The sequence below is a fragment of the Paraglaciecola arctica BSs20135 genome, assembly GCF_000314995.1.
GTDB classification, from domain to species: Bacteria; Pseudomonadota; Gammaproteobacteria; order Enterobacterales; family Alteromonadaceae; genus Paraglaciecola; species Paraglaciecola arctica.
In genome coordinates this window covers 79720-103552 of sequence record NZ_BAEO01000015.1, presented here as the reverse complement: position 1 = coordinate 103552, position 23833 = coordinate 79720, and the positions used below count along the sequence as shown (strand labels likewise).

Sequence of the window (23833 nt, the reverse complement as noted above, 5' to 3'; positions counted from 1 at the left end):
ATGCATCCTGCCACAATATATATTTTTATTGCTCTTGGTGGAGCATCGGGCGCATGTTTACGGTATTTTCTTTCGCAACTGATGTTTCAATGGTTTGGCAAAGGCTTTCCTTTTGGTACACTTCTGGTCAATGTTGTGGGGTCATTTTTTCTAGGCTTCTTATATTCGTTATTGGAACATGGTCATTTAGAAACGGCACTGTGGCGAACAACAATCGGAATTGGGTTTCTTGGTGCTCTCACCACATTTTCCACATTCTCAGTAGACACGTTAATGCTCTTTCAACAGGGCTTGTGGTTTAAAGCTGCACTTAACGTAACATTAAATATATTGTGCTGCCTATTTGCAGCATGGTTAGGCACACAATTAGTCAAAGGTTAGATAAAACAAGATGTTAGATCCAAAATATTTACGTAGCGACATTCAACAGACTGCAGAAAAACTTAAAAGAAGAGGTTTTGAATTAGACGTAAATTCCTTTATCGAATTAGAAGAAAAACGTAAATCACTACAAATTAAAACCCAAGAATTACAAAACGAACGTAATGTGCGTTCTAAATCTATTGGTAAAGCTAAAGCGTCGGGTGAAGATATCCAGCCTCTTTTGGCAGAAGTAGGAAAGCTTGGCGACGAATTAGATGCTGCTAAGGCAGAATTAGCCGTCTTATTAGAAGAAATTACGACTAAATCACAAATTATTCCAAATTTACCCGACGACTCAGTGCCTCAAGGTAAAGATGAAAATGACAACCTTGAAATCAGCCGCTGGGGCACACCACGTGAATTTGATTTTGAAGTGAAAGATCATGTAGACCTTGGTGAAAACCTAAATAAAGGTGTGGATTTTGATGCGGGTGTCAAATTGGCAGGTTCACGTTTTGTCGTAATGCGAGGACAAGTGGCTCGTCTTAATCGTGCTATTGCTCAGTTTATGCTCGACTTACATACCCAAGAACATGGCTACGAAGAAACCAACATACCATTATTAGTTAACCAAGAAAGCATGACAGGTACAGGTCAATTCCCTAAGTTTATGGGCGATGCCTTTCACACTAAACCTGCTACCGAAGAAGGGCAGGGCTTGTCACTTATTCCTACTTCAGAAGTGCCGTTAGCTAATATTGCCCGTGATGAAATATATGCAGCCAATGATTTACCTATAAAAATGACTGCTTTTAGCCCTTGTTTTCGAAGTGAGGCAGGATCTTATGGCCGTGATACTCGAGGGCTTATTCGTCTACATCAATTTGAAAAAGTAGAGCTAGTACAACTGGTGACTCCAGATACTTCTTTTGATGTTTTAGAAGAGCTAACAGGGCATGCTGAAAAGGTACTACAACTACTTGAGTTACCTTATCGTAAGATGTTGTTATGTACTGGTGATATGGGCTTTGGTGCTTGTAAGACTTACGACCTTGAAGTGTGGTTACCTGCTCAAGATACCTACCGTGAAATTTCTTCATGTTCTAACATGTTGGACTTCCAAGCCCGTAGAATGCAAGCCCGTTTTCGTGGTGAACATGGCAGTAAACCTGAGTTATTGCATACCTTGAATGGCTCTGGTTTAGCTGTGGGGCGTACTTTGGTGGCTATTCTAGAGAATTATCAGCAAGCTGATGGCTCTGTGGCAGTGCCTACTGTATTACAGTCTTATATGGGCGGCTTGCAGAAGATTGGCTAAAGGGTTTTATTTGAGTTGGAGAAGGTGAGCTTTGGCTCCCCTTTTTTTGTATTCAAAAAAGGGCTGGGGGCTAGGTTGATCCCATAAGTTAATGCTGATTTGAAGCTATGTGCTTCGCTTATAAAGCATTCACTACGTTCACCTGCATCCATGCAGTTTTTCAAACGAATCCCTTCGTTCAACTTACTTTTTGCCTACAGCAGCAAAAAGTAAGCAAAAAATGCCGCTCGAAGGCAATGCTCTTCTTCCAATTATTAGGCAAATTTAGCAGGTCGTTCGCACTTGCTCCCGGCAATGGCGAACTCAATTTGCATCCTTGCAAATTGCCCTACTAAATTCACCTAATAATTGGCGAGCCTTGAGTCGAGGGTAAATCAAGAGCATCGGCTTCGCCGACTAGGCGTTTTTGAGGGGCGGTCGTCAATAGTTAGCAAGGGTGTCTTGTTAATTATTTTTTTTGTTGTTGATTCAAAATAGTGGTGTTAACGAAGCTGAACTCGCAGGTTTATACAATTTTCAAGCTTTAATGCATGCGCTGCGCTTACCGTCATCCATGACGTTTTTCACACAGAATCCCTTCTATGCGACTTACTTTTTGCCAACAGCAGCAAAAAGTAAGCAAAAAATGCCGCCCTCCAAACAATGCTCTTCTTCCACTAATTTACTCATTTTTGCAGGTCGAAATAATTCGTTCCAGACGAGCTATTTCTCAATCGCCTATCCATGCGATTGACCTACAAAAATGAGTAAATTAGTGGCGAGCATTCAGTCGGGGGGAAGGTCAAAAGACTAAAAGCTTCGGCGATGCCGACAAAGAGTTTTATGGCTTTGCCATCGTTTAATTTTGAATTCATGACCTTGTGAGAAATTGCGATGGGTGTATCTATAACTACTGCCCAGAGTGCTGGTGATAATGAAACAAAAGCCTTATCAAATGATAGAGCTTTTGTGGGATTCACTTAAATTTACTACGACCCCTTTTACTCATAAGGTAAATTATCATGGCTGTCCTGTTAGTGGGTCCGGTCCTGTTAGTGGGTCGATCCTGTTAGTGGGTCGTTAAACTCAGCCAATATTTACGTGGCTGGATAAACTACTTTGGTATCGCTAACTGCTATCAACGATGTGTTGATTTAGATCATTGGATCAGGCGCAGAGTGAGAATGGCATAATGGCGCCAGTGGCGAAAACCACGTACCAAAGTCAGAAGTTTAATGAAATTAGGTGTGCATGTTCAAGCCGCAGTTGCCTGTGGTATCACCACCAAGGGGCCATGGCGTAGCGCTAAAACACCGGAGATCAACCAAGCGTTATCGCTTGATTCTTTAAAATCAGAAGGGCTTTACTCACTGCGAGATGGATGGATTGCGCTTCAACTTCCTAAGTGAAACGCCCTGTGCGGAGCCGCACAGGGTGTTGTGGGGCTGGAGGTTAGAGACCTCAGGCTACCCGATTATGTTTGCAATACGAATACTTTAACATTACCTTTCCACTCGGTTTCATCTCCAAGTATCAGCTTTAATTCCATAGATAGTCGAGACTCATCTAAAACAACTGATGGAATTCTTATTGACACAATTTCTTTTATGAAATTAAGGGGGGGATCTATCTTTTTCTTGTCAGATGAAACCCGAGGTACAAGTGACAATCTAATTAGTTCAAGCTTTGTCACCATCTCTAGCAATGGAATATTGTCTTTATATTCATGGAATAAGTCTGTTATGAATGACCCAACTGTTCTATCGTCAAACCATTCTCCGTACAAGGTTCCAGCAGAAGTCGCTATCGATTGAATAGCAGCATCAATACCAGATATTCGCTTAAGCCCGCCGCCAGATATCGCTAGGTCACCATCATCACCTAGCTTTATAGTACTTCCAACTTTGGAAGGTTTCTTTGCAATAACTTTATTTTCAATTTTAACTCTGAATAATTCTGAACCATCACCAGAATAATCAATTTCGATAGGTGATGTGATGACTCTTGCATCGCCTTGAGACTCAACTGATATAAATCTCTGATTTAACTCTACAGAACTAAAATTATCCGAGTAGTTCTTTAAATTCTTGCTAGAACCTTTTAGATAACTTCCAATCAAAAACTCCCACTCATTACTCTTAACGGATGACCATGTACCATATAGAAGCATGTCAAACCCAATGGCGATAAGTGTGCTTCGATCTTCAAACTTGTAATTGTCTTGGATTTTTAGGTTTTTGTATGCACTCTCCTCAGCTTGAACTTTCCACAACTTCAAAGTATCAACAGAATACTCTTTATGATCAGTATCAATAAATCTCGCATGGTCTCTGCACATCCAAATCCCATTATCAATGGAGCGTCTAAAATCTCGTGTTGTGTTTTTATCAAATCGAGGTCCATCTTCAGCAGCCGCAACAATGTGGGCCGCCTCACCTAAGTTTAAAGATTTGTTCTCTTCACCTTGTCCCATTCTTAGGCCAATTGTTATTTTTCCACAACCAGGTAAACCACATCGCCAGGCGACTCGCTCAGCCATAATTCTTTTGGTAGTTCCTGTAAAATCGTCTCGCTTACTCATAGATACTCGATAATACATAGCAGTATTAATAAAACGCAAACACCCGAGCTTAAACACTGGGCGTTGTGCCTGATTTATTTACCTATATTAAACATCACTCGTAACTGATTACAAACGCTAAGTTTTTTACACATCTTATTTTTTCTGAGAAAATATGGTGATTGCACAAAATCTTGCATATGTACGGGGGCGACGCCTTGAATTATTAAAAAGTGGTTCTACTACATTCAGTTCGATTTTAGGTGGCTCTGCCACTGCTTTCCCCGCATTTAAAGTTTCAGCACAAAAAGGCTTATTTTAGGGGTCGAAATGGCAAGGATGCCATTTGAGTGGAAGTTGGAGGGACACATTTGGAACGACCCTAAAATAAGCCTTTTTGTGCGGTTAAGAACTTTAGGAGCGAGCGGCATTTTCTGGTTACTCTTTTTTGCTGTTGAAAAAGAGTAACTGGCTAGAAGGGATTCAAGTCAAAACCATCATGGATGATGGCGCGCAGCGTGCTTTTCGTTTTTAGGTAAGCCTATATCGCAATATCGGGGTCAGAACAACGTTAAATAAAACGACTTGAAAATATCGGGGCAAAAATAGGAATAAAAGTGACCTTATTGGGATAGCCATCGTAAGGTATTTAATGTAACTCTAACCCCGGTAGTTACGATAGTTAGCCATTCGCCCGTAGTTCTTCATGGATAACTTCGGGGTGCCTAAATGCAATTTGAATCAAAGCTTTTGCCGCCCCTGAAGGCTGTCGTCTACCTTGCTCCCACTCTTGCAGTGTTCTCGGAGAAATCTGTAATGCAGATGCAAATTGATTTTGAGTAAGACCAGTTTTTAAACGGGCAGACGCTACTTCATTAGGTTCTACTTGTGTATTGCGAGCAGCGTTACCCGCTTTCATTTCTTTTACGGACTGAAGTAACTTATTTCCAAGCTCCTCACCGGTCATCTGTGTTTTAGCCATTATCTATTACCTCTTTAATGGATTTAAGGATATGAGATGGAATATTTTCTGTTACAGACTTACTGTAAATAACTAACAGCCATATTTCACCATTTTTAAGTTTTGTGTAGTAGATTACTCGAACACCACCTCGTTTCCCTACACCGCGTTTGGACCACCTAATTTTTCTGCATCCGCCACTACCGGGTATGACATCACCTAAATCGTGGTTGTCAGCAATCCAAGTACAAAAATCACCTCTTTCATCTTCTGTCCAGATCGAGTCGGCATCATTCTTAAATGTTGGGGTTTCTATAATCGTATACATGATTTTATTGTACGTCTTTGACGTATGTCGTCAATAGTTAGATCGTTAATAAAGGGGTCGTAGTTTAATTAAAGTAATAAAGGGGTCGTAGTTTAATTAAAGTGAAAATATTGATTAACGCTCATATTTAATTAATACAATTCTCCACCAACGCTCTTGTTTTAAGACAGTTAACAGAAGACAGTTAACAGGACACGCATGATAAGACAGTTAACAGGACACGCATGATAATAATGAACTATTTTTGTTCATTAATTCCAACCTCTCACGGCTGTGCCTCGGTTTTGCGGCATTAAAGTTTCAGCACAAAATGCTTGTTTGGGGTGGGGATTAACGTGGCTGTCTAGATTGCGTTATGACAGGGGGAAAGTCGAAGGTAATGGGTGAAGAAAGTAAAACTGCTACATTTTCAAAAATAGATTTATCACGATAAATTCATATACCGAGTGTATTGTTTTGTATCGGTAATAATATGAATTATCACTTCTTTGGTTTCATCAAATATTTCAAAGTATGCTACATAATTTGTATTTTGCGGGTATACAAATTTGCGGATTTTATTTTTATATATGGGGTGTTTTGTTGGAGAGAATGATAACGATTTTACAAGTGCTTTATTAAGTTTTAGTACAAAGTTACTTGCGATACTGAAATTTTTACTATTGTTGAATATATAATCAAATATGTCTTCTAAATCTTGTTTCGCACTCTCAGAAATATTAACTGTAAAATATGCCACTATAACGAACTAGCACTAAACGCTAAGTCAAACACTATGTCGAGTTTTTGCTTGAGCAAGTAAGTTCGTCATAAATTCATCATTAAATTCTGAATATTGTCCATTACGCACTTGCTCTTGGGATTCTGCTATTTTTCTATCAATAACACGTTCAGCCAAAACTGAGATAATCATTTGTTCTGCTTCAATTTCAGAATGTGCTGATCCATCATTAACTTGCTCTTCAATAAGATGATCTATTGTTTGTGCTAATGCGACCATAATTTTACCTCTAAAAACTATAACTAATATTTTAATATAATTGTTAAAACTTAACCAGTTTACTATTTATCAGATGCTGGTATTGGTGTTGTAGTCAAATTAAGTGAAAATATTGATTAACGCTCATATTTAATTAAGACAATTCTTCCCCAACGCCCTTTTTTTAGCTGCTGTTTTTACGCATTGATTACAAACATTTAGCAGGTTTAGGCAGTCCTGCTATTTTTGTAGCTTGTTTGGCGGGTCCTTTGGGGAAAAGCTTAAACAAATAGCGGCTATTGCCTTTCTCAGGGCCAAACTCATTGGCCATGGCTTTAACTAAGGCTCGCATCGCTGGGCTAGTATTAAATTCTAGGTAAAACTTGCGCACAAAGTTAACTACTTCCCAGTGGTTAGCGGTTAACTCGATGTTTTCTGTTTTGGCTAAAGTAGGGGCTAAGTCTTCTTGCCAATCTTCGATATCTAATAGGTAGCCTGCTTTATCGGTAGCAATAGTTTTACCCGCGACTTCAAAATAATATTCCATCTGTCCTTACCAACTCATTACTTTTTCATATTCTAAACTGAGCTCAACAAATTCTGCATAATCGACCAGTTGTATCTTGTCATTTTCAACTGCTACGCCGCGAGCGTGTGCATCTTCTTTAAGCACATACACGCAGCGCAGCTCTGAGAGCTTAGAATACAAGCTTTGGTGCCTCAAACCATATACAGCATCTTGAGTCAGTAGCAGTCCATCTGAGCTATGTAGTCGCAGCAAACAATGTTCTAAGGCTAGATGAGTAAATGGGCTAGTGGATATTTTGTGTAAAATCATTAAAAGCTCATCAGGTGTTGCTGCTTAGCGAGCAGCTTAGACAAATCATCAAACTCCATTAGTGTCACTGGAATACATAACTGAGATGTTTGAATACTTCTTTGTATCAGACTTTGTTTGCAGACATAAATATTTTCAATGTCATAAAATTCTAAAGCAGGAAAGGTTTTGTAATAAGCCTTAGCATCTATGGTTGTTGGATCTTGGGGTAACAATAATTGAAACACGCCATCATCCATAAAAAACACACTCACGTCTTGAGCAAAGTTACTCATGGCTAACGCCATATCTAAGCTTTCTTGGCCATTTGATGAGCCATAGGGCGCTGATTTATTGATAATGGCGATGCTGGTTGTGGACTGGCTCAAAATTGTAGCAACCTATCGCTGTTACTAATCAATGTAGCTAATTCGCCTAAACCAACAGATTCAAAAGGTGCAGCCAAACTAAAATGGGGATTGTCAGAGTCTTGCGCATCTTCTGCTGTGGTAATCCCTCTTTTACTCGCGGCGCTAACACATACCATAAGAGGCACTTGATATTGCTGCGACAGCTTTTTCCATGCTGAATATAAATCAAATTCATTAGATGGGGTTATTTGTAAACTAGAACCATTTAAGGTGCCACTTTGATAAAAAAAGATGCCATTGATACTGTGTTTTGCTTGGGCAGCAGCAAGGGCAAAACGGTATGCGCTATAAGCGCTTTGTTCTGAAAAGGGGGCGGATGTAACTAATAAGGTAAAAGATGCCATAGGATTGCAAATGTAACATAAAAAAACGCCCCAGCAAGCTGAGGCGTTTTAAAAGTTAATTCATTTAGGAATTAATCATCGCCACCGAAAACACCAAGAAGATGCAAGATAGAGGTGAATAAGTTATAGATGTTTAAGTACATAGAAACAGTAGCGCGAATATAGTTAGTTTCGCCACCGTTTATGATGCGGCTAGTATCATATAAAATGAAACCAGACATGATGAACACTATCGCTGCACTTATCGCTAAGCTTAATGCTGGAATAGCGAAGAAAATGTTAGCAAGTGACGCAACAACGGCCACAATCAAACCTACTAGTAAAAACCCACCCATAAAAGAGAAGTCTTTTTTAGTCGTTAGTACATAGCCTGATAATCCGAAGAATACCAAAGCAGTAGTACCAAAGGCCTGCATAATTAAACTTGTGCCACCTGGAAAACCAGCATAGTGATTTAGCATTGGCCCTAAAGAAGCGCCCAATAAACCAGTAAACACAAAAACAAACACAATGCCCATTGAGCTTTGTGCTGCTTTATTAAGGAAGAAAATCATCACTAACGCACCAAGACTCATCATCATAGCAGCGCCTTGCCCTAGACCTATAGACATGGCAACCCCAGCACAAACTGCGCTGAACGTTAATGTCATCGCCAACAACATATAAGTATTGCGAAGTACTTTGTTGGTTTGTAATGCAGAAGCTTCACCTGCACTACTAAAGGAAGTTCTTTGATCCATTATATTCTCCAAACGTAAGTTAAAAAAAGATTCTATATTTAATAGTGTCTTTGTATGGGGTTTGGTTCACTTTTTCAAGTAATACCGTATTTAAATATTTATCTTATTAGTAACTTGATGTAAATGCGTACAATCCGTTCAAACAATAATCAATCAGCACTTTTTGTGCAATTAAGGCTTTACAAGCCCTAGAAACGTCACTAATATTCGCATCCTCAATTCGGGGAGGCAAAAAAGCTTAGCTTAGCCACTCAGGAATGAGAACAATTCGGATAGCTGGCAGAGCTCGGTTTAATGCACCTGACTTGAAATCAGACGTAGGGTCAAACCTACCGGGGGTTCGAATCCCTCGCTATCCGCCACATTTTAAGAAACCCGCACTTGTTGCGGGTTTTTTATTGCTTAAAATTTATTATTGAATTCAATTAGAGGGATGAGGACCCCCGCGGTTCGACTAATCGTCGGGAACGATTAGTACCGCGTCAGCGCCTGAAGGGGCAAATACATGGATGTATTTGAGTATATCCCTCGCTATCCGCCATATACAAGAAACCCGCTCCTGCTGCGGGTGTTTATTGCTTAAAATTTATCACCCAATTCAATCAGAGGGATGAGAACCCCCGCGGTTCGACAAAAACTTCTGGAAAGTTTTTGAACAAGCTTTGCTTGGCCCGCAACGCGGGTGAGGGCATGGATAGCCCGAATACAAAAACTTCTGGAAAGTTTTTGAACAAGCTTTGCTTGGCCTGCAACGCGGGTGAGGGCATGGATAGCCCGAGTACAAAATACATTGAGGTATTCCGCAATCCTATCCTTACCAATCTCAGCCAACTAATCCTAAAAATCAATATTGCTGGTATGGATGGGTATTTATGCTCAAAAGTTAAGCTACAATTGCAGTAATTTCGACTTTCAGTATGGTTTTGTTAAGTAATACTTTATGCTCTTGCCTATCGATAGTCTTTCTCATTGATAATTATGACCGCCGTTAATCAAAAATATAAGCATTCAGAGAAAAATAAAACTGTTATCGATATGCCGCTTAATTGTCGTTGCGGTGGAAAGCCTAGTAAACCCAAGGCAATCGCAGGTTGTGAAAATAGATGGGTTATTCGATGTCAGGTTGAACAATGTTATGCGTATAATATTGGACAAGGAATAGCAGATACTATCCAAGGTTGGAACAGACTCAGTACACACTTTTACCGTTAGAATTAAAGAGATCTTACCTTGATTAAACTGTTGTTAGTAGACGACCACGAATTAGTTAGAACGGGTATCCGTCGTATTTTAGAAGACGTATCCGATTTTTCAGTAGTAGGTGAAGCCACCAATGGCGAAGATGCGGTTAAATTTTGTCGCAAGCATGCTCCTGATCTGGTATTGATGGATATGAGCATGCCGGGAATTGGTGGCTTAGAAGCCACCAAACAAATTTTACGTTTTTCTGAAAACACCCGAGTCATAGTGTTATCTGTACACAAAGAAAATCCTATCCCCGCTAAAGTCATGCAAATGGGCGCCTTTGGTTATTTAACTAAGGATTCGGATCCAAAAGAAATGATCAAAGCGATATATAAAGTGGCTGCTGGCCAAAAATATGTGTCGCCCGACATCGCCCAGCAGATTGCACTTGGGCAACTTAACTTAAACGACAGCAACCCCTTTGACCAGTTATCAGAACGGGAACTTGAAATTACCCTAATGTTAACCAAAGGCGCTAAAGTACCAGATATAGCGGTATCTCTTAATATCAGCGCTAAAACAGTGAATACTTATCGCTATCGAATGTTTGAGAAACTTAAGGTAAGTACTGATGTTGAACTTACTCACCTTGCTTTGCGAAATAAATTAATATCTTCTGATCATTTTTAAATCAACCGACTTTAATGAGCACTAGTACTAACGAACCATTCGATCACCAAGGCTTTCTCAAAAACCTGACTAACCAACCGGGCGTTTACCGGATGTACAATCAGAAAGAGGAAGTGATTTATGTAGGTAAAGCTAAAAACCTTAAAAAACGTGTATCGAGTTATTTTCGCACTAATGTTGATAGTATTAAGACCAAGTCGCTGGTTAAACAAATCTGTGAAATGGATGTCACTGTGGTGCACAGTGAAGCCGAAGCCTTTATTCTTGAAAACAACTACATAAAAAAATACAAACCTAGATATAACGTATTGTTAAGAGACGATAAGTCTTATCCTTTTATCTTTTTATCTGAACATTCCCACCCTAGGCTAAGTAATCATCGTGGCCCCAAAAAGCTCAAGGGCGAATATTTTGGTCCTTATCCCAGTGCATGGGCAGTGCGCGAAAGTTTACGTACTATGCAGCGCTTGTTTCCCATTCGCCAGTGTGAAGACAGTTATTACCGCGCCCGAACCCGGCCTTGTTTGCAGTATCAATTACAACGCTGCGCGGGTCCTTGTGTCGAAGGTTTAGTGACAGATGAAGAGTATTCACAACAAGTTCAATACGCGCGGTTATTCCTAATAGGTAAAAACAAACAAGTTATCGACTCCTTGGTGGGTAAAATGGAGCAGGCCAGCATTGACCTTAGATTTGAAGCTGCTGCTCGTTACCGCGATCAGATTGGCGCCTTAAACAAGGTGCAAGAACAACAATGGGTCAGTGGCAATCAACAAGAGATGGATGTATTTGGTTTTGCCTACCGTAATGGTATTGCCAGTATCCAAGGTTTGTTTATTCGCGACAATAAATTACTTGGCAGCAAAAGTTTTTATCCAAAAGTGCCGGCTCAGTCGAGTGACGCAGAGGTGTTTCAATCTTTTATTTTACAATTTTATCTTGCAGGCAATAAAATTATTCCCCAGCAAATTGTGATCCCTTGCGAGTTAGAAGAACAAGCCGCCATAGAGGCCTTATTAACTAAAGAAGCCGGGCGTAAAATTCAGTTCTACAAAGGTGTTCGAGACGAAAAACGGCGTTACCTTGACCTAGCCAATACTAATGCCGAAACGGCGCTAGAATCACGGCAAAGCCATCAAAAGTCGGTTTTTGCCCGTTATGTCGAACTAGAACAAATTTTAGAGCTTGAACAACCTATACAACGTATGGAATGTTTCGACATTAGCCATACATCGGGTCAACAAACCGTAGCATCTTGTGTGGTGTTTAATAGGGAAGGGCCCTACAAAACCGATTACCGCCGTTACAATATTGAAGGCATAACCCCTGGAGATGATTACGCCGCTATGGCGCAAGCACTAGCAAGGCGCTATCGCGACGTTAAAGATCTCAACAAAATTCCAGATATTCTATTTATCGACGGCGGCAAAGGGCAACTTGCCCAAGCAGAGGCCTACTTCGAGGATTGGAAACAAGATAAAAAACCTATGTTAATTGGTGTCGCCAAAGGCAGTAGTCGCAAGGCAGGGTTAGAAACGCTGATCATGGCCGGTAATCACGCCACTATCCCCATGGCGGGAGATTGTGCTGCGTTACATTTAATTCAACACATACGTGACGAAGCACACAGGTTTGCCATAGCAGGGCATAGGCAGAGGCGTCAAAAAGAAAAAAACACCTCTAAATTACAATCTATTCCCGGTGTGGGAGCAAAAAGAAGACAAAGCTTACTCAAATATATGGGCGGTTTACACGGTGTATTACAGGCTAGCAAAGGCGAAATTGCTAATGTGCCGGGTATCAGTGAAGAGCTAGCCGATATTATTTATGAACATATTCATAATTGAACTTTGAAATAATCCACTGCATGTGGGTTAATAGCTGGGTTTTAGAGCCTAAACCATTCATTTTACGATTACAGGAAATACAGAGATTTAGATGTGGACTATCCCTAATATCATTACCATAGTCAGGGTGTTGCTTATACCTGTGTTTGTTGCTGTTTATTTTTTAGATTGGAAATGGGCGCACCAAGCGGGTGCGTTTATATTCTGGTTTGCCGCCATCACAGATTGGTTTGACGGCTACCTAGCAAGAAAGTTAAACCAGACTACTGCATTTGGTGCATTTTTAGATCCCGTGGCCGACAAGCTCATTGTGGCAGCCGCTTTGTTATTAATTACCGAAAGTTACGATACTGTGTGGATAACCGTTCCGGCTATTTTGTTAATGTCTCGTGAAATCTATATCTCTGCCTTAAGAGAATGGATGGGGCAACAAGGCAAACAAGACCTAGTTAAAGTTTCCTTTTCTGGCAAAGCTAAAACTATGGCACAAATGTTAGCCTTAATTGGTTTGTTGTCAGAGATGGAATATTTTATGGGTATTCGAATTTATTGGGTGTCATTGGGATATATTTTATTATATTTTGCAGCTGTGCTGTCTTTTTGGTCAATGCTGGTTTACACAAAATCCGCATGGGACGATCAAAAAAATGGGTAGTTCGACATTAATTAATGTGGATTTGATTAAATTTAGCGCGTTTAAGTCAAAATTCAGTCAGTCAGTTCAAAAACCTAATTTTTATTGTTGACACATAATACTTTGAATGTAGAATGCAGCCTCAGTTTTAGGGAGCCAAGCGAAACACTAGCAAGGCAAACAACAGACTGAACAGAATGTAGAGTAAGTATGCGGGAATAGCTCAGTGGTAGAGCACAACCTTGCCAAGGTTGGGGTCGCGAGTTCGAATCTCGTTTCCCGCTCCAAACTCTTACATTTTGGAGATTTAATGTAAGATAGAGTTTTATTTTACAAAGTGTATATAGCGGAATGGCGGAATGGCAGAATGGCTATGCAGCGGATTGCAAATCCGTGTATCTCGGTTCGACTCCGGGCTCCGCCTCCATGTACACTTAACATTACCAGCTTGTATTTATACAAGTACCCCTCGATGCCCGGGTGGTGAAATTGGTAGACACAAGGGATTTAAAATCCCTCGTTCGTAAGGACGTGCCGGTTCAAGTCCGGCCCTGGGCACCATTTCTTGATTTAATTAAATCAAGAAATACAAAATGTAAATCGTTCTGGTTTTACATCATTTATTTAAAATATTATTAAAGCTTGTCTCACTAACTTTGTTAGTTTCAAAGATATGCGCTTCGCTTATTATCATTCATGATTTTTTTTCTCACAGCATCCTTGCTGTACTAATTACTTTTGTTTGCAACAGCTAAAAGCATGCGCTAACGCTTACTGCCATCCGTGGCTTTCTTCAAACGAAATCCTTTTCGTCTGACCTACTTTTTTGCTGCAGCTAAAAAAAAGTAGGCAAAAAAAGCCGCTCGCCAAACAATGTTCTTCATCCAAATATTTCTGATATTTAGCAGGTCGTCGTAATGTGCTCCCAGCACTCTACGACTCAATTTACATCCTTGTAAATTGACCTACTAAATATCAGAAATAATTGGCGAACATACATGCGAGGGGGAGGGCAAGAGCATCGGCTATCGCCGATAATTGCTTTGGTGGCTCCGCCCCTTTGTTTTATCGTAATTCAATGATTTTATTGTTGTTTACTGTTTTTGTTACAGTGGGTGTCTCAATAAGCGGTGGGTGTCTCAATAAGCGTGACCTTTCTCATAGAATCCTTTTTGCGCAACTTATTTTTATTGCCATTCCTATTGCCTTTGAATCATTGGTTCTAAATTCATGCGCTGACGCTTACCGCCATCTCGATAACTGCTCCTGCGTTATTCTACCTTCCGACATCCATGTCGGTCGCAGGCTTTTTTCACACAGCATCCATGCTGAATGACTTACTTTTTGCCTACAGCAGCATAAAGTAAGCACAAAATGTAAGGGATACATTTTGAACATCTGAAGGATGGCCCGTTGGGTGAAATACAAGGATGTATTTCATAAAAAGAAAAGGGGTCAAAAAAGAAAAGGGGTCAAGTCACTTGTCTAATGATACTTTTAGTTCTTCACTCTCTTTTGCATTCTCCAAGTCCGTGAATACGCGAGAGAAGATAGCGAGTTAAGGGATTGATTAAGAGTATTGTGAAGCAAGCAACTTGACCCCTTTTCTTTCTCTTGTCTAATGATACTTTTAGTTCTTCACTCTCTTTTGCATTCTCCAAGTCCGTGAATACGCGAGAGAAGATAGCGAGTTAAGGGATTGATTAAGAGTATTGTGAAGCAAGCAACTTGACCCCTTTTCTTTCTTGACCCCTTTTCTTTCTTACAATGGGTGTCTCATTAAGTGACTCCTTAATTCAATGATTTCATAGTTGTTTACTGTTTTGTTACAGTGAGTGTCTCAATAGCTTTAATAATTCACGGCAGATTAAATGAGATTTATAGATAACGGACCATCAATACCAGAAGAATTACTCTTAGCAAGAGACCAAGGACGTGTTGTCTTCTTCTGTGGTGCAGGTGTGTCTCTAGCAAAAGCGGGATTACCTGATTTCTTTGGTTTAGCTGAAAAAGTTATCAAATCGCTAGGTGTTACTTCAGACAGTCCCGTGCACAAGGTTTTGGAACAGGCTTGGGAGGTTCAAGAGAAAACAAATGTCCCCGGCTTGATTTCAGCTGACCGGCTATTTGGATTGTTAGAAAGAGAATTCTATCGTACGGATATTGAGAATGCAGTGGCTGCAGCCCTTAAATCTGATAACCCAGATTTGTCGGCACATCAAATAATGATTGATTTGGCGACAACGCCCACGGGGTTAGTTCGTTTGGTTACAACAAACTTTGATCGTTTATTTAACGATTGTGATGCAAATTTGGTTAGTTGGCAGCCTCCAACCCTACCTAGTTTGTTACGGCCAAAAGATTTGAACGGGATTGTATATTTACACGGTCGAGTATCGGAAGACTATTCTTCCGCAGAAGAAGATGGTTTTATTTTATCCAGTGCTGAGTTTGGTAGAGCATATCTAGCCGAAGCTTGGGCGACGGACTTTTTTAAAGAGATTCTAGGTAAATACATCGTTGTTTTTGTGGGTTATGGTGCTGACGACCCGCCAGTTCATTATTTGTTAGAAGCGCTCAGTAAAGGTCGAGAAAACTTAGAGCGTATATATGCATTTCAGTTTGGTTCCCATGAAGAAGCAAGGGCAAAGTGGCAACACAAAGGTGTTGAGGCTGTTGCTTATGATCCTGCTGATGATCATGAAGCTCTATGGAGTTCCTTAGAGAAGTGGGCGGAGAGAGCCAAGAATACTGAGAAGTGGTACAACCATATTATGGAAATGGCTGCAAAAGGGCCTCGTGAACTCACTGCTATTGAGAGAGGTTTAGTAGCTCATGTCATTTCATCTACTGAAGGAGCAAAACGGTTTGCAGAGACAAAGAAGCCTCCTCCGGCTGAATGGCTATTAGCTTTTGACAAGTATTGTCGGTATGAAAAGCCTAGTCGAACCGTACCTAAGTGGGATTCAGGCCAGGTTGTTGATCCATTTGAACTTTATGGGCTTGATTCAGACCCTGTGCCAGAGAAAACAGCCTCAGATGATTATTATTCTAAGCGAGAACTACCATCTGATGTGTGGGATGCGTTTGATCTTACTCACGTAGATAAAACGGATAGACAGGATAGTCAACTTTCATATCTACGAGGCCATAACTCTTCTAATGTTCCAGAGCTTTGTTCACGCTTACGCAATATTGGTATATGGATTAGCAAGGTGGCTGCTGATCCTGTCACTTTATGGTGGATTCATCGTCAGGTTGATTTACATCCCTTTATCACCGGTCAGATTGAGTGGTATTTGGATAATCAGGACTTAGCTAATAGTCCTGAAGTAGCTAAAGCTTGGCGTTATTGGTTAGAAGCTAGTAAAGAAAGAATAGAACCTAACGATTCAGACTGGTATCAGTTGCAGAGCAGAGTTGCTAAAGAAGAGTGGGGCTGGGGGGCGGTCAGAGATTATTTGGAATGTTTACGTCCACGTTTGGCAATAGATCGCTCCTATGGATTTGCGCCGATCTTGAGTAATTCACATGATTTAAATATCAAATCAATCATTCGCCCAATCGTTCATTATCCTAACCCAACAGATAAGATTGACTTGCCAGAAGAATGGTTACCTGATGTTCTTCAAGGATTTCGTCATCACCTCCAAACAGTTGTTCAATTCGAATCGGATATAGAACCATTCTCTATATCCGATTGCACTTCACTAACTCCTGAAGAGGATGAAGACGACTACTTAGGTAATAACAGTGTATCTATCCTATTGTTGCGAATCGCTAGAACATTTGAAGCTTTAGTTCAAAATGATATTGCCTTAGCTAGAAAAGAATATGACTCTTGGCGGAATAATTATTCAAAGCATTTTTTACTTCTGCAAGTTTGGGCATCTCGTAATCCGGAAATTGCACCGTTTGAACTAGTGGAGGTTTTATTCGGTCAAGAGTTAAATCAGGATCTTTTTTGGTCTAGCAGTTTCACCCGAGATAGTTTGCTAACTCTTCAGACTAGATGGTCAGAGATGACTGTTGCAGGACAGTCGAAGATTGAGGAGCGAATTGTCCAAGGCCCATATAAATGGGACCAAGAAGATGACGAGAAATTTCAAAGCCGTCGAGCTTGGTCGGTATTAGATAGGCTTCATTGGCTAAGCAATAATGGTTGTGTTCTTAACTGTAATTTAGATGCAATAACAAAAGAACTTAAGAAGCTGGTTCCGCAATGGAATGTTAAAAGTGCTGATAGTGAAGCAAATGCTGTAAGTAGAAGAGGCGGATTCGTAAGAACCGAGACAAATTACTCTGCATTAGAAAACTTGCCTTTAAGGGAAATTTTGGCAAAAGCTGGGACTTTGAGAGGGAGAACGGAAGATTTCTTGGTTGAGGCTGAGCCATTTCAGGGGTTTGTAGACGCATTCCCAGTAAAAGCATTTTCGAGTCTAAATTTAGCAGCCCAGAATCAAGAGTATCCTGATTGGGCTTGGCGTCTATTCCTAAATGCAAAGAAGCGAGAGGAAGATAAACCGCTGTTTATGATGTTAATCGCAGAACGTCTATGCAGGTATCCGGATGAAGCATTTGATTTGTTAATTAGTGAAGCTACTTCGTGGTTAAATTCTACAGGTAAAAAGCTCATAAACCACAATCAAACTTCATTTTACAATTTATTTGATAAGTTGTTGGATATAGGGAAGAAAAATCCACAACTCTTTCAGTCAGGTATTCGTTCTAGCAAGAAGAAAATTGATTGGGTTTCGGTAGCTATCAACTCACCAGTTTCACCTTTATTACAGTCGTTGTTCCATGATCTAAGGTTGGATACTAATAAGAGAGAAGCGCCTGTTGATTGGTTAACTAGGGTAAGCAATACATTGCAGTTGGGCGACGATATTTCTAGATATGCACTAGTTATATGTAACCACAACCTAGGATGGTTTTACGAGCGAGATGCAAAATGGACCAGAGCTAACCTACTTTCTGTCCGAGAAAGTGCAGACTCAGAAATTCGTCGAGCTTTTTGGTCTGGTTTTTTTTGGGGTGCAAAAGTCCCAAGCCCAGAACTATATCGTGAGCTTAGAGAGTCATTGTTAGAATACGTTCAAGGTATCGAATTCTCCAATGAAGGATATTCTAAGGTCCTTGCTGGGATTCTTTTATCAGGTTGGGGAAGTATCGATGAAACTACCGAACAACCATACATTTCAAACGATGAGTTTCGAGAGTTTCTAGTTAAATGTGATGACGATTATAGATCCCATGTGCTTTGGCAAATTAGGATCTGGATTACCCAAAGTGGCGGTAATAAAGGATGGAAAGATCAATTGATAAAACTATTGACTGATGTATGGCCAAAACAAATTACCGTTAAGTCGCCAGCAACGACTATGCGTTTATGTGAATTAGCTTTTAGTAGCAAGGACATGTTTGAAAAGACAGCTCGTTCAGTCCTACCGCATCTGATTAAGTTAAATTCTAGAAGCATGACAATGCCAATCATGAGGACAGAAAAAGATCAGATAATAAAAAGTAACCCTGAATTGGTTTTAACAATTATTTTCAAAATTTTGTCAGATGATATTAATGGCTGGCCTTATCAAATAGGCGAGGTTTTGGATTCCATCGAGGAAGTTGATCCGGATCTTAAGTATGATGAACGAATGATTGAAATTAGAAGGAAATGGAATTCAAGATAGCCAGATTTTGAAAAAAGATTATAGACCTGCCGGTTCGTAAAGGGGTCAAGTCACTTGTCTAATGATACTTTTGGGTTCAGTAAAGGGGTCAAGTCACTTGTCTAATGATACTTTTGAATTTTCACTCTTTTTTGGATCTGCGGGGGCAAAGCCGATGAAATATCGTCTTTGGACCTGAAGTTGTTTTATTCTCAGAACATTCCACTTAGTGGCATTGTGACAGCACATCCAAGCCCAGAATGAAGGCTACAACTTAAAATTAAATGAGTTCTTTGTTTATTTGTAGTATTCCAGTGGCTTTTACCTTTAACTTGGGGCTGTAAGCCTATTGTTATAATGGGTGTCTCAATAAGTTGATCAGTCTTTAGTCGCCCTAACAATGCGCTCCTCTGCTAAGCGCCAATCCTTACTAATATATTTTGAGACCAACATGAAACTCAAGATAGAAAGACCGAAAGCAATACTGATGGTCGTCAACGCATAACGTGTGGCCTCAAGTTCATTATTACTGCTAGCAAACCAATCGATCAGCCAACCGGTGGTTGAAGGTCCGCCACCGAGAGCGACCATATTTAAGATAAAGAAGAACAATGCGGTAGACATGGCGCGCATATTAATTGGCGCCAATGTTTGAGCAACCGCAAAGCAAGGGCCCAGATAAGCACCTAGAAAAAGCAGTAGGAAGGTAGAGCAAACCAAGTGTAACCAGACTGTAGGTACCCAGAATCCTGCAATGGCAAATGGAGTTGCACAGGCTATCGCGATCGCGGGGAGCCAACCATAAGCACGAATATCTTTCTTGCCCCACTTGTCCGCAATTTTAGCCCCCATATATGTACCGCCAGCGTATGCCACACCATTGATGATACCGAGAACAATCACCAGAGTTCTAAAGTTAAATTCAGGATCAAATGCGCCGATATATTTTGTTTGGAATGCGCTGAATGAATAGGAAACAAAAGATCCCATGGCGATGCCAATACACATAAACCACCATGAAGGGATAGTCAGCAGTGTTTTTAATGATTCTAAAAATGGGGGTTGTTCAATTTTCTGATCTTTAGCAACCTCCATCGCACCACGTTTGGGTTCTCTCAATACCAATCGTAAGATCACCGCAAGAGCGATACCCGCCAAGCCCAGAATAATAAATATACGCCGCCAATTAACGTCCTGATTAGTCTCACCCATCAGCATTGCCGTTGCAAAGTAGGCAAACATAATGCCAAAGGGAATGCCCATAGAGTAGACACCCAGCGCACCCGCGCGCTCTTCCTTGGCGTATAGGTCAGAAATAATGGAATGGGAGGGAGGGCTGCCACCGGCTTCGCCTATGCCAACACCGGCGCGAGCCAGTGCTATTTGTGTGAAATTTGTAGCCATGCCTGTCAACGCTGTGAAACCGCTCCACACCGCTAGGGATATAGACAATATATTTACACGGCTATAACGGTCAGCCAACCAGGCAATGGGAATGGCGACAAGAGTGTAGAGGATAGCAAATGCTAAGCCGATGAGCAGACCAAGTTGGGTGTTGGTGATGTCCAAATCAGCTTGTATGTAGGGCGCCAGAATGCCGACAATCTGTCGATCGACAAAATTAAATCCGTAGACTAGGGTCAACAGCATTAGAACCAAAGTTCGCTTTTTATTGCTCTTCTGAGAATTCACTTCACTCATGCATCGTCACTCCATTATTTATTTTTCTTTTTCTAGGCAAATTGGAAGCCGCAACTCAGTGTAGCGACTATTCCAATCCAAGTCGCTGACTAATAGGACAGCTTCAACCATAAAACGGATCTTCATTAGAACGAAAAATTAGAGCGAATTAGAGAGAAGAATTATAGAGACACCCAGTGCGCCGAGATAAATCGGTAGAAGATCGGAGGTGCAAGTCCTCAACTTGGTAAGGTAAGCTGGAAATGTTAGGGAAGGTAGGGAAGAGCACGTCAGCGTATTTATTCAACACTTTCACCTTTGAATCAATGTAGGAGCCGTATGCGTTAGTAGCGCCCATACGGATCTGTGCCGGAGGCCTGTTTTAGGTTGAATAAAACCAATCTAAATCAGGGCTTTACGGCGAGTCTTTAAAAAGTAGCAAAATTGTGATTGGGTACTTAATTACTTTGGGTGTCTAGGTAAGCTCTCCCTTTAAAGGTGGTTCGTGGGGAGTCATTAAGTCTATAAGGTACATTAATTTTGAGTGTGATTGATATTTGGTCGCCTTTAAATTAGATTTGTTTTAATAAGGGGAGTTAATCATGACAAATGTAAAATTTATTTATGTATATTTCTTATCTGGTGTTTTCTTTTTAATAACAGCCGGAGCGTTCTACTCAACCGAAAATAGTAACTTTACCTCAGTATTTGCAAGTATTGGGTTTGCCATTATTTCAATCAGCTTCGTTTTGTATAATCGTCATAAGAACTGTAAAGATAAACAGAAGTGAATAACCCTATAACAAGCTGTTAAATAGACCTGCGGGATCAGGTCCGATAAAATGTCGTCTTTGGATCTGAAACTGAAATATTCTCAGAACATTCCACTTATTGACATTGTGACAGCGCATCCAAGCCCAGAATGAACACTACAACTTTGTTCTGCACTAATGGTACTTTTGTTCAAAATAGAAAAGTCTGCTCGCAAACCAAATCTATCGTAATAATTTGAAGCTGATGGTGTGACTAGTTCAATCCCTTTTGGTACTTTAAGTTTGTCTTTCCATAGTAGTTCTATAAGTGTATGACGAATTAATTCTGGATTGAGTACTACATCTCCATTAAACCCGCCAATGACAAACCCTGTCTCGTCTATATGAATGCCACAATGTTCACCACTATAATCAATTGCACAATGAAGTGAGTGGCTATTCATACTGATTATGGTGTCACCAAATTGGGCTCCAAATGAGTGATCAAGCTTGGCTATGTTTAGCGTTTTGCCATTATTCATGGCTTTCGCTGTTAAATCATTATCACTCAAAAACGGATATTGAATTTCCCGAAAACCTAGACCATTGGTTGCCGCTAACGACATCATGAATGGCCAATGTTCATCATTCAATTTTTTAGATCTAAATGCTGGATTTCTATATTTTCTTGCCAGAGTAAGTGACTTTTCAAAATCCATGACATTTGACTTGGGGCTTTTGAGTTTGAATGTAATTCCATCTAGTGTACTTTCATAAACATTTAAGTCACTTCCAATATAATCATCGAGTTTGATACTACAATTGTGTAAACGTTGAGATATTCTTTTGTATGTCGGGTGAGATTTTAGAGCAGAGGTTACGAGAAGAGAGTACATAGTATTTCCTTATTTCGAATAGTAAATTAATTCAAGAGATGCACTTGTGGTTGCGGCTGTGCTCAGCAGCTTATTGAGCAGATAATTTTTGTGTTTTACAAAAATAGAATACTAATTTTTATAAAAACTCTTTTGAATTATTCCTTAATTGTAGGTCAAACTATAGACAACAATTTTTGATTTGCATCATTGGATTACAAAAACCTCATTTACGATATCACCAGTGAATTAATGAATTACAAAAGTAATTACAAATACGCCTTAGTAATGAAATGCTAAATGGGAGGGACATTTACTTAAAAATTTAAATAAGATCTGTGTTTAATTGCAGTATTTCAGTGGCTTTCACTGTGAACTTGGGACTTTATTACTTTGGTTGTCTAGGTTGGCTTATTATGACGTGGTCAACCTAAAACGACCACCCCAGTTAAGCTACTTTTTGTAATTCATTGTTTTGTCTTTCAAAGTCATTAGGGCTTTGGTAATCCAAATACGAATGAAGTCTATGGCTGTTGTACCACATGGTTATGTAATTCAAGATATCTTGTTGGGCGCTAAATCGTGTCGGGTAATTGCGCCAATGTACTCGCTCTTGCTTTAGGCTCCCGAAGAAACTTTCTGCTACAGCATTATCCCAACAACACCCTTTTTTACTCATGCTGCCTACAAAACCATGTGTCTTGATAAGGCGACGATCAGCGTTACTGGCGTACTGTACGCCTTGGTCTGAGTGCACAATCAATCCTGTTTTTGGTTGTCGTTGCCATATCGCCATTGTTAATGCATCACACACTAAGCTGGCCTTCATTCTTGAACTCATACTCCAACCCACCACTTTGCGTGAATATAAATCAATCACCACCGCTAAATACAACCAACCTTCTGATGTCCAAACGTAGGTGATATCCTGCACATAAGCTTGGTCAGGCTTTTGTACGACAAAGTCTTGTTTAAGCTCATTGGCGTAAATAGGCTTTTTATGGTCGCTGTTGGTGGTGGCTTTATATTTCTTTTTGTACCGTACCCACACGCCAGCTTCTTTCATCAATTGCGCTGTTTTCCTGCGACTCACTGGAAAACTCAGCGTATTCAATACCTTTTGAATACGTCGTTCGCCATAGGTGTTGTCGCTGAACTTGGCGATATCCTTTACCCACTCCAACATCTCTTGATGCGTTAGGTCATCAGGTTTATCCGTTTGACGCTTCTGGTAACTATAATAATTGTGGCTTTGTACACCCAGTAATCTGCACATTAGTCGCACAGGCCAGGTCTTCTTATATCGGGTAATAAACGAATATTTCACTTCCTTTCTTTGGCAAAGAAGACCGTCGCTTTTTTTAATATCTCACGCTCCATTTCAAGACGCTTAACTTGCTCCTTCAAACGGCGGATTTCGGCTTGCTCGGGTGTTAGCGTGCCATTACCACGAAAAGCATGACCATCATCATCTTCGGCCTCTTTGAGCCAACGACCGAGTATCTGAGGACTGAGGCCTAAATTCCTAGCTGCCTCGGCTTTACTGTATTTTTGCTCTACCACTAAGGCAATAGCATCCAGTTTGAATTCTTTTGAATATGTCTTACGTGTTGTCATTATAAATCTCCAGTTAAGGCTATTATGTCTTAACTGGGGTGGTCGTATCTATTCAACCACG

The 23833-nt window shown here is 40.4% G+C and carries 20 protein-coding genes, 4 tRNA genes and 1 pseudogene; 11 read left to right on the top strand and 14 right to left on the bottom strand.

Annotated features, from left to right (window positions below):
- From crcB to GARC_RS26255, 3 genes and pseudogenes are all read left to right on the top strand, one after another.
- Positions 1–381 carry a fluoride efflux transporter CrcB gene (gene crcB / locus GARC_RS06335; RefSeq protein ID WP_007617989.1) on the top strand — a complete coding sequence of 127 codons (381 nt, stop codon included), beginning with the start codon at positions 1–3 and terminating at the stop codon, positions 379–381.
- A 10-nt stretch (positions 382–391) separates the two neighbouring features.
- A complete protein-coding gene (serS, locus tag GARC_RS06330) occupies positions 392–1681 on the top strand; it encodes a serine--tRNA ligase (protein ID WP_007617988.1) in 1290 nt (429 codons plus the stop codon).
- 1061 nt (positions 1682–2742) lie between these two features.
- Positions 2743–3069: pseudogene (locus GARC_RS26255) on the top strand (group II intron maturase-specific domain-containing protein); the annotation flags it as partial.
- A 65-nt stretch (positions 3070–3134) separates the two neighbouring features.
- Here the strand turns inward: GARC_RS26255 and GARC_RS06320 are convergent.
- The 10 genes from GARC_RS06320 to GARC_RS06275 all read right to left on the bottom strand — a co-directional run bounded on the left by GARC_RS06320 (position 3135) and on the right by GARC_RS06275 (position 8820).
- Positions 3135–4241, bottom strand: coding sequence for an HNH endonuclease (locus tag GARC_RS06320; protein WP_153810877.1), 1107 nt, complete (start codon positions 4239–4241; stop codon positions 3135–3137).
- 661 nt (positions 4242–4902) lie between these two features.
- Complete coding sequence (locus tag GARC_RS06315; RefSeq protein ID WP_007617970.1) at positions 4903–5202, bottom strand: helix-turn-helix domain-containing protein; 300 nt, start codon at positions 5200–5202, stop codon at positions 4903–4905.
- Entirely contained in the window at positions 5195–5509 is a 315-nt protein-coding gene (locus GARC_RS06310; RefSeq protein ID WP_007617969.1) for a hypothetical protein, read from the bottom strand. The genes GARC_RS06315 and GARC_RS06310 overlap by 8 nt, the downstream gene beginning before the upstream one ends.
- Positions 5510–5933: 424 nt before the next feature.
- Positions 5934–6248 (bottom strand): type II toxin-antitoxin system RelE/ParE family toxin, encoded by a 315-nt coding sequence (locus tag GARC_RS27690; RefSeq protein ID WP_039988913.1) that lies wholly within the window; start codon positions 6246–6248, stop codon positions 5934–5936.
- Positions 6249–6275: 27 nt separating this feature from the next.
- Entirely contained in the window at positions 6276–6509 is a 234-nt protein-coding gene (locus GARC_RS26920; RefSeq protein ID WP_007617968.1) for a hypothetical protein, read from the bottom strand.
- 187 nt (positions 6510–6696) lie between these two features.
- The gene (locus GARC_RS06295) at positions 6697–7035 is read right to left on the bottom strand and encodes a TusE/DsrC/DsvC family sulfur relay protein (protein ID WP_007617965.1); all 339 of its coding nucleotides are present in this window, start codon (positions 7033–7035) and stop codon (positions 6697–6699) included.
- Positions 7036–7041: 6 nt separating this feature from the next.
- A complete protein-coding gene (tusB, locus tag GARC_RS06290; protein ID WP_007617963.1) occupies positions 7042–7326 on the bottom strand; it encodes a sulfurtransferase complex subunit TusB in 285 nt (94 codons plus the stop codon).
- A complete protein-coding gene (tusC, locus tag GARC_RS06285; protein ID WP_007617961.1) occupies positions 7326–7694 on the bottom strand; it encodes a sulfurtransferase complex subunit TusC in 369 nt (122 codons plus the stop codon). Before tusC ends, tusB begins: the two co-directional genes overlap by 1 nt.
- A complete protein-coding gene (tusD, locus tag GARC_RS06280; protein ID WP_007617959.1) occupies positions 7691–8080 on the bottom strand; it encodes a sulfurtransferase complex subunit TusD in 390 nt (129 codons plus the stop codon). Before tusD ends, tusC begins: the two co-directional genes overlap by 4 nt.
- A gap of 71 nt (positions 8081–8151) precedes the next feature.
- Positions 8152–8820, bottom strand: coding sequence for a Bax inhibitor-1/YccA family protein (locus GARC_RS06275; protein ID WP_007617958.1), 669 nt, complete (start codon positions 8818–8820; stop codon positions 8152–8154).
- A gap of 270 nt (positions 8821–9090) precedes the next feature.
- Here GARC_RS06275 and GARC_RS06270 point away from each other — a divergent pair.
- A tRNA-Ser gene (locus tag GARC_RS06270) sits at positions 9091–9182 on the top strand.
- Positions 9183–9399: 217 nt separating this feature from the next.
- Here GARC_RS06270 and GARC_RS26690 read toward each other — a convergent pair.
- Positions 9400–9651: a hypothetical protein gene (locus GARC_RS26690; protein ID WP_153810876.1), complete on the bottom strand. Its 252-nt coding sequence runs from the start codon at positions 9649–9651 to the stop codon at positions 9400–9402.
- Between the two features lie 399 nt (positions 9652–10050).
- Between GARC_RS26690 and uvrY the strand changes: the two genes are divergently transcribed.
- The 7 genes from uvrY (at position 10051) to GARC_RS06230 (ending at position 18869) form a co-directional block, all read left to right on the top strand.
- Positions 10051–10695: a UvrY/SirA/GacA family response regulator transcription factor gene (gene uvrY, locus GARC_RS06260; protein WP_007617956.1), complete on the top strand. Its 645-nt coding sequence runs from the start codon at positions 10051–10053 to the stop codon at positions 10693–10695.
- Between the two features lie 14 nt (positions 10696–10709).
- Positions 10710–12542, top strand: coding sequence for an excinuclease ABC subunit UvrC (uvrC, locus tag GARC_RS06255; RefSeq protein WP_039988909.1), 1833 nt, complete (start codon positions 10710–10712; stop codon positions 12540–12542).
- Positions 12543–12633: 91 nt separating this feature from the next.
- Entirely contained in the window at positions 12634–13197 is a 564-nt protein-coding gene (gene pgsA / locus GARC_RS06250) for a CDP-diacylglycerol--glycerol-3-phosphate 3-phosphatidyltransferase (RefSeq protein WP_007617953.1), read from the top strand.
- Between the two features lie 191 nt (positions 13198–13388).
- Positions 13389–13463: transfer RNA gene (locus GARC_RS06245), tRNA-Gly, on the top strand.
- Positions 13464–13529: 66 nt separating this feature from the next.
- Positions 13530–13603: transfer RNA gene (locus tag GARC_RS06240), tRNA-Cys, on the top strand.
- A 47-nt stretch (positions 13604–13650) separates the two neighbouring features.
- Positions 13651–13737 (top strand) — tRNA-Leu (locus tag GARC_RS06235).
- Positions 13738–15047: 1310 nt separating this feature from the next.
- Complete coding sequence (locus GARC_RS06230; protein ID WP_007617951.1) at positions 15048–18869, top strand: SIR2 family protein; 3822 nt, start codon at positions 15048–15050, stop codon at positions 18867–18869.
- A 357-nt stretch (positions 18870–19226) separates the two neighbouring features.
- Here the strand turns inward: GARC_RS06230 and GARC_RS06225 are convergent, their stop codons facing one another.
- The 3 genes from GARC_RS06225 to GARC_RS06215 form a co-directional block, all read right to left on the bottom strand.
- Positions 19227–20549 carry a spinster family MFS transporter gene (locus GARC_RS06225; protein ID WP_007617950.1) on the bottom strand — a complete coding sequence of 441 codons (1323 nt, stop codon included), beginning with the start codon at positions 20547–20549 and terminating at the stop codon, positions 19227–19229.
- An 853-nt stretch (positions 20550–21402) separates the two neighbouring features.
- Positions 21403–22176, bottom strand: a complete 774-nt coding sequence (locus tag GARC_RS06220) for a hypothetical protein (protein ID WP_007617949.1) — start codon at positions 22174–22176, stop codon at positions 21403–21405.
- A 427-nt stretch (positions 22177–22603) separates the two neighbouring features.
- A protein-coding gene (locus tag GARC_RS06215) for an IS3 family transposase (protein WP_085948779.1) occupies positions 22604–23772 on the bottom strand; the annotation gives its coding sequence in 2 pieces (ribosomal slippage) (positions 22604–23523 and positions 23523–23772; 1170 coding nt in all).
- Between the last annotated feature and the right edge of the window lie 61 nt (positions 23773–23833).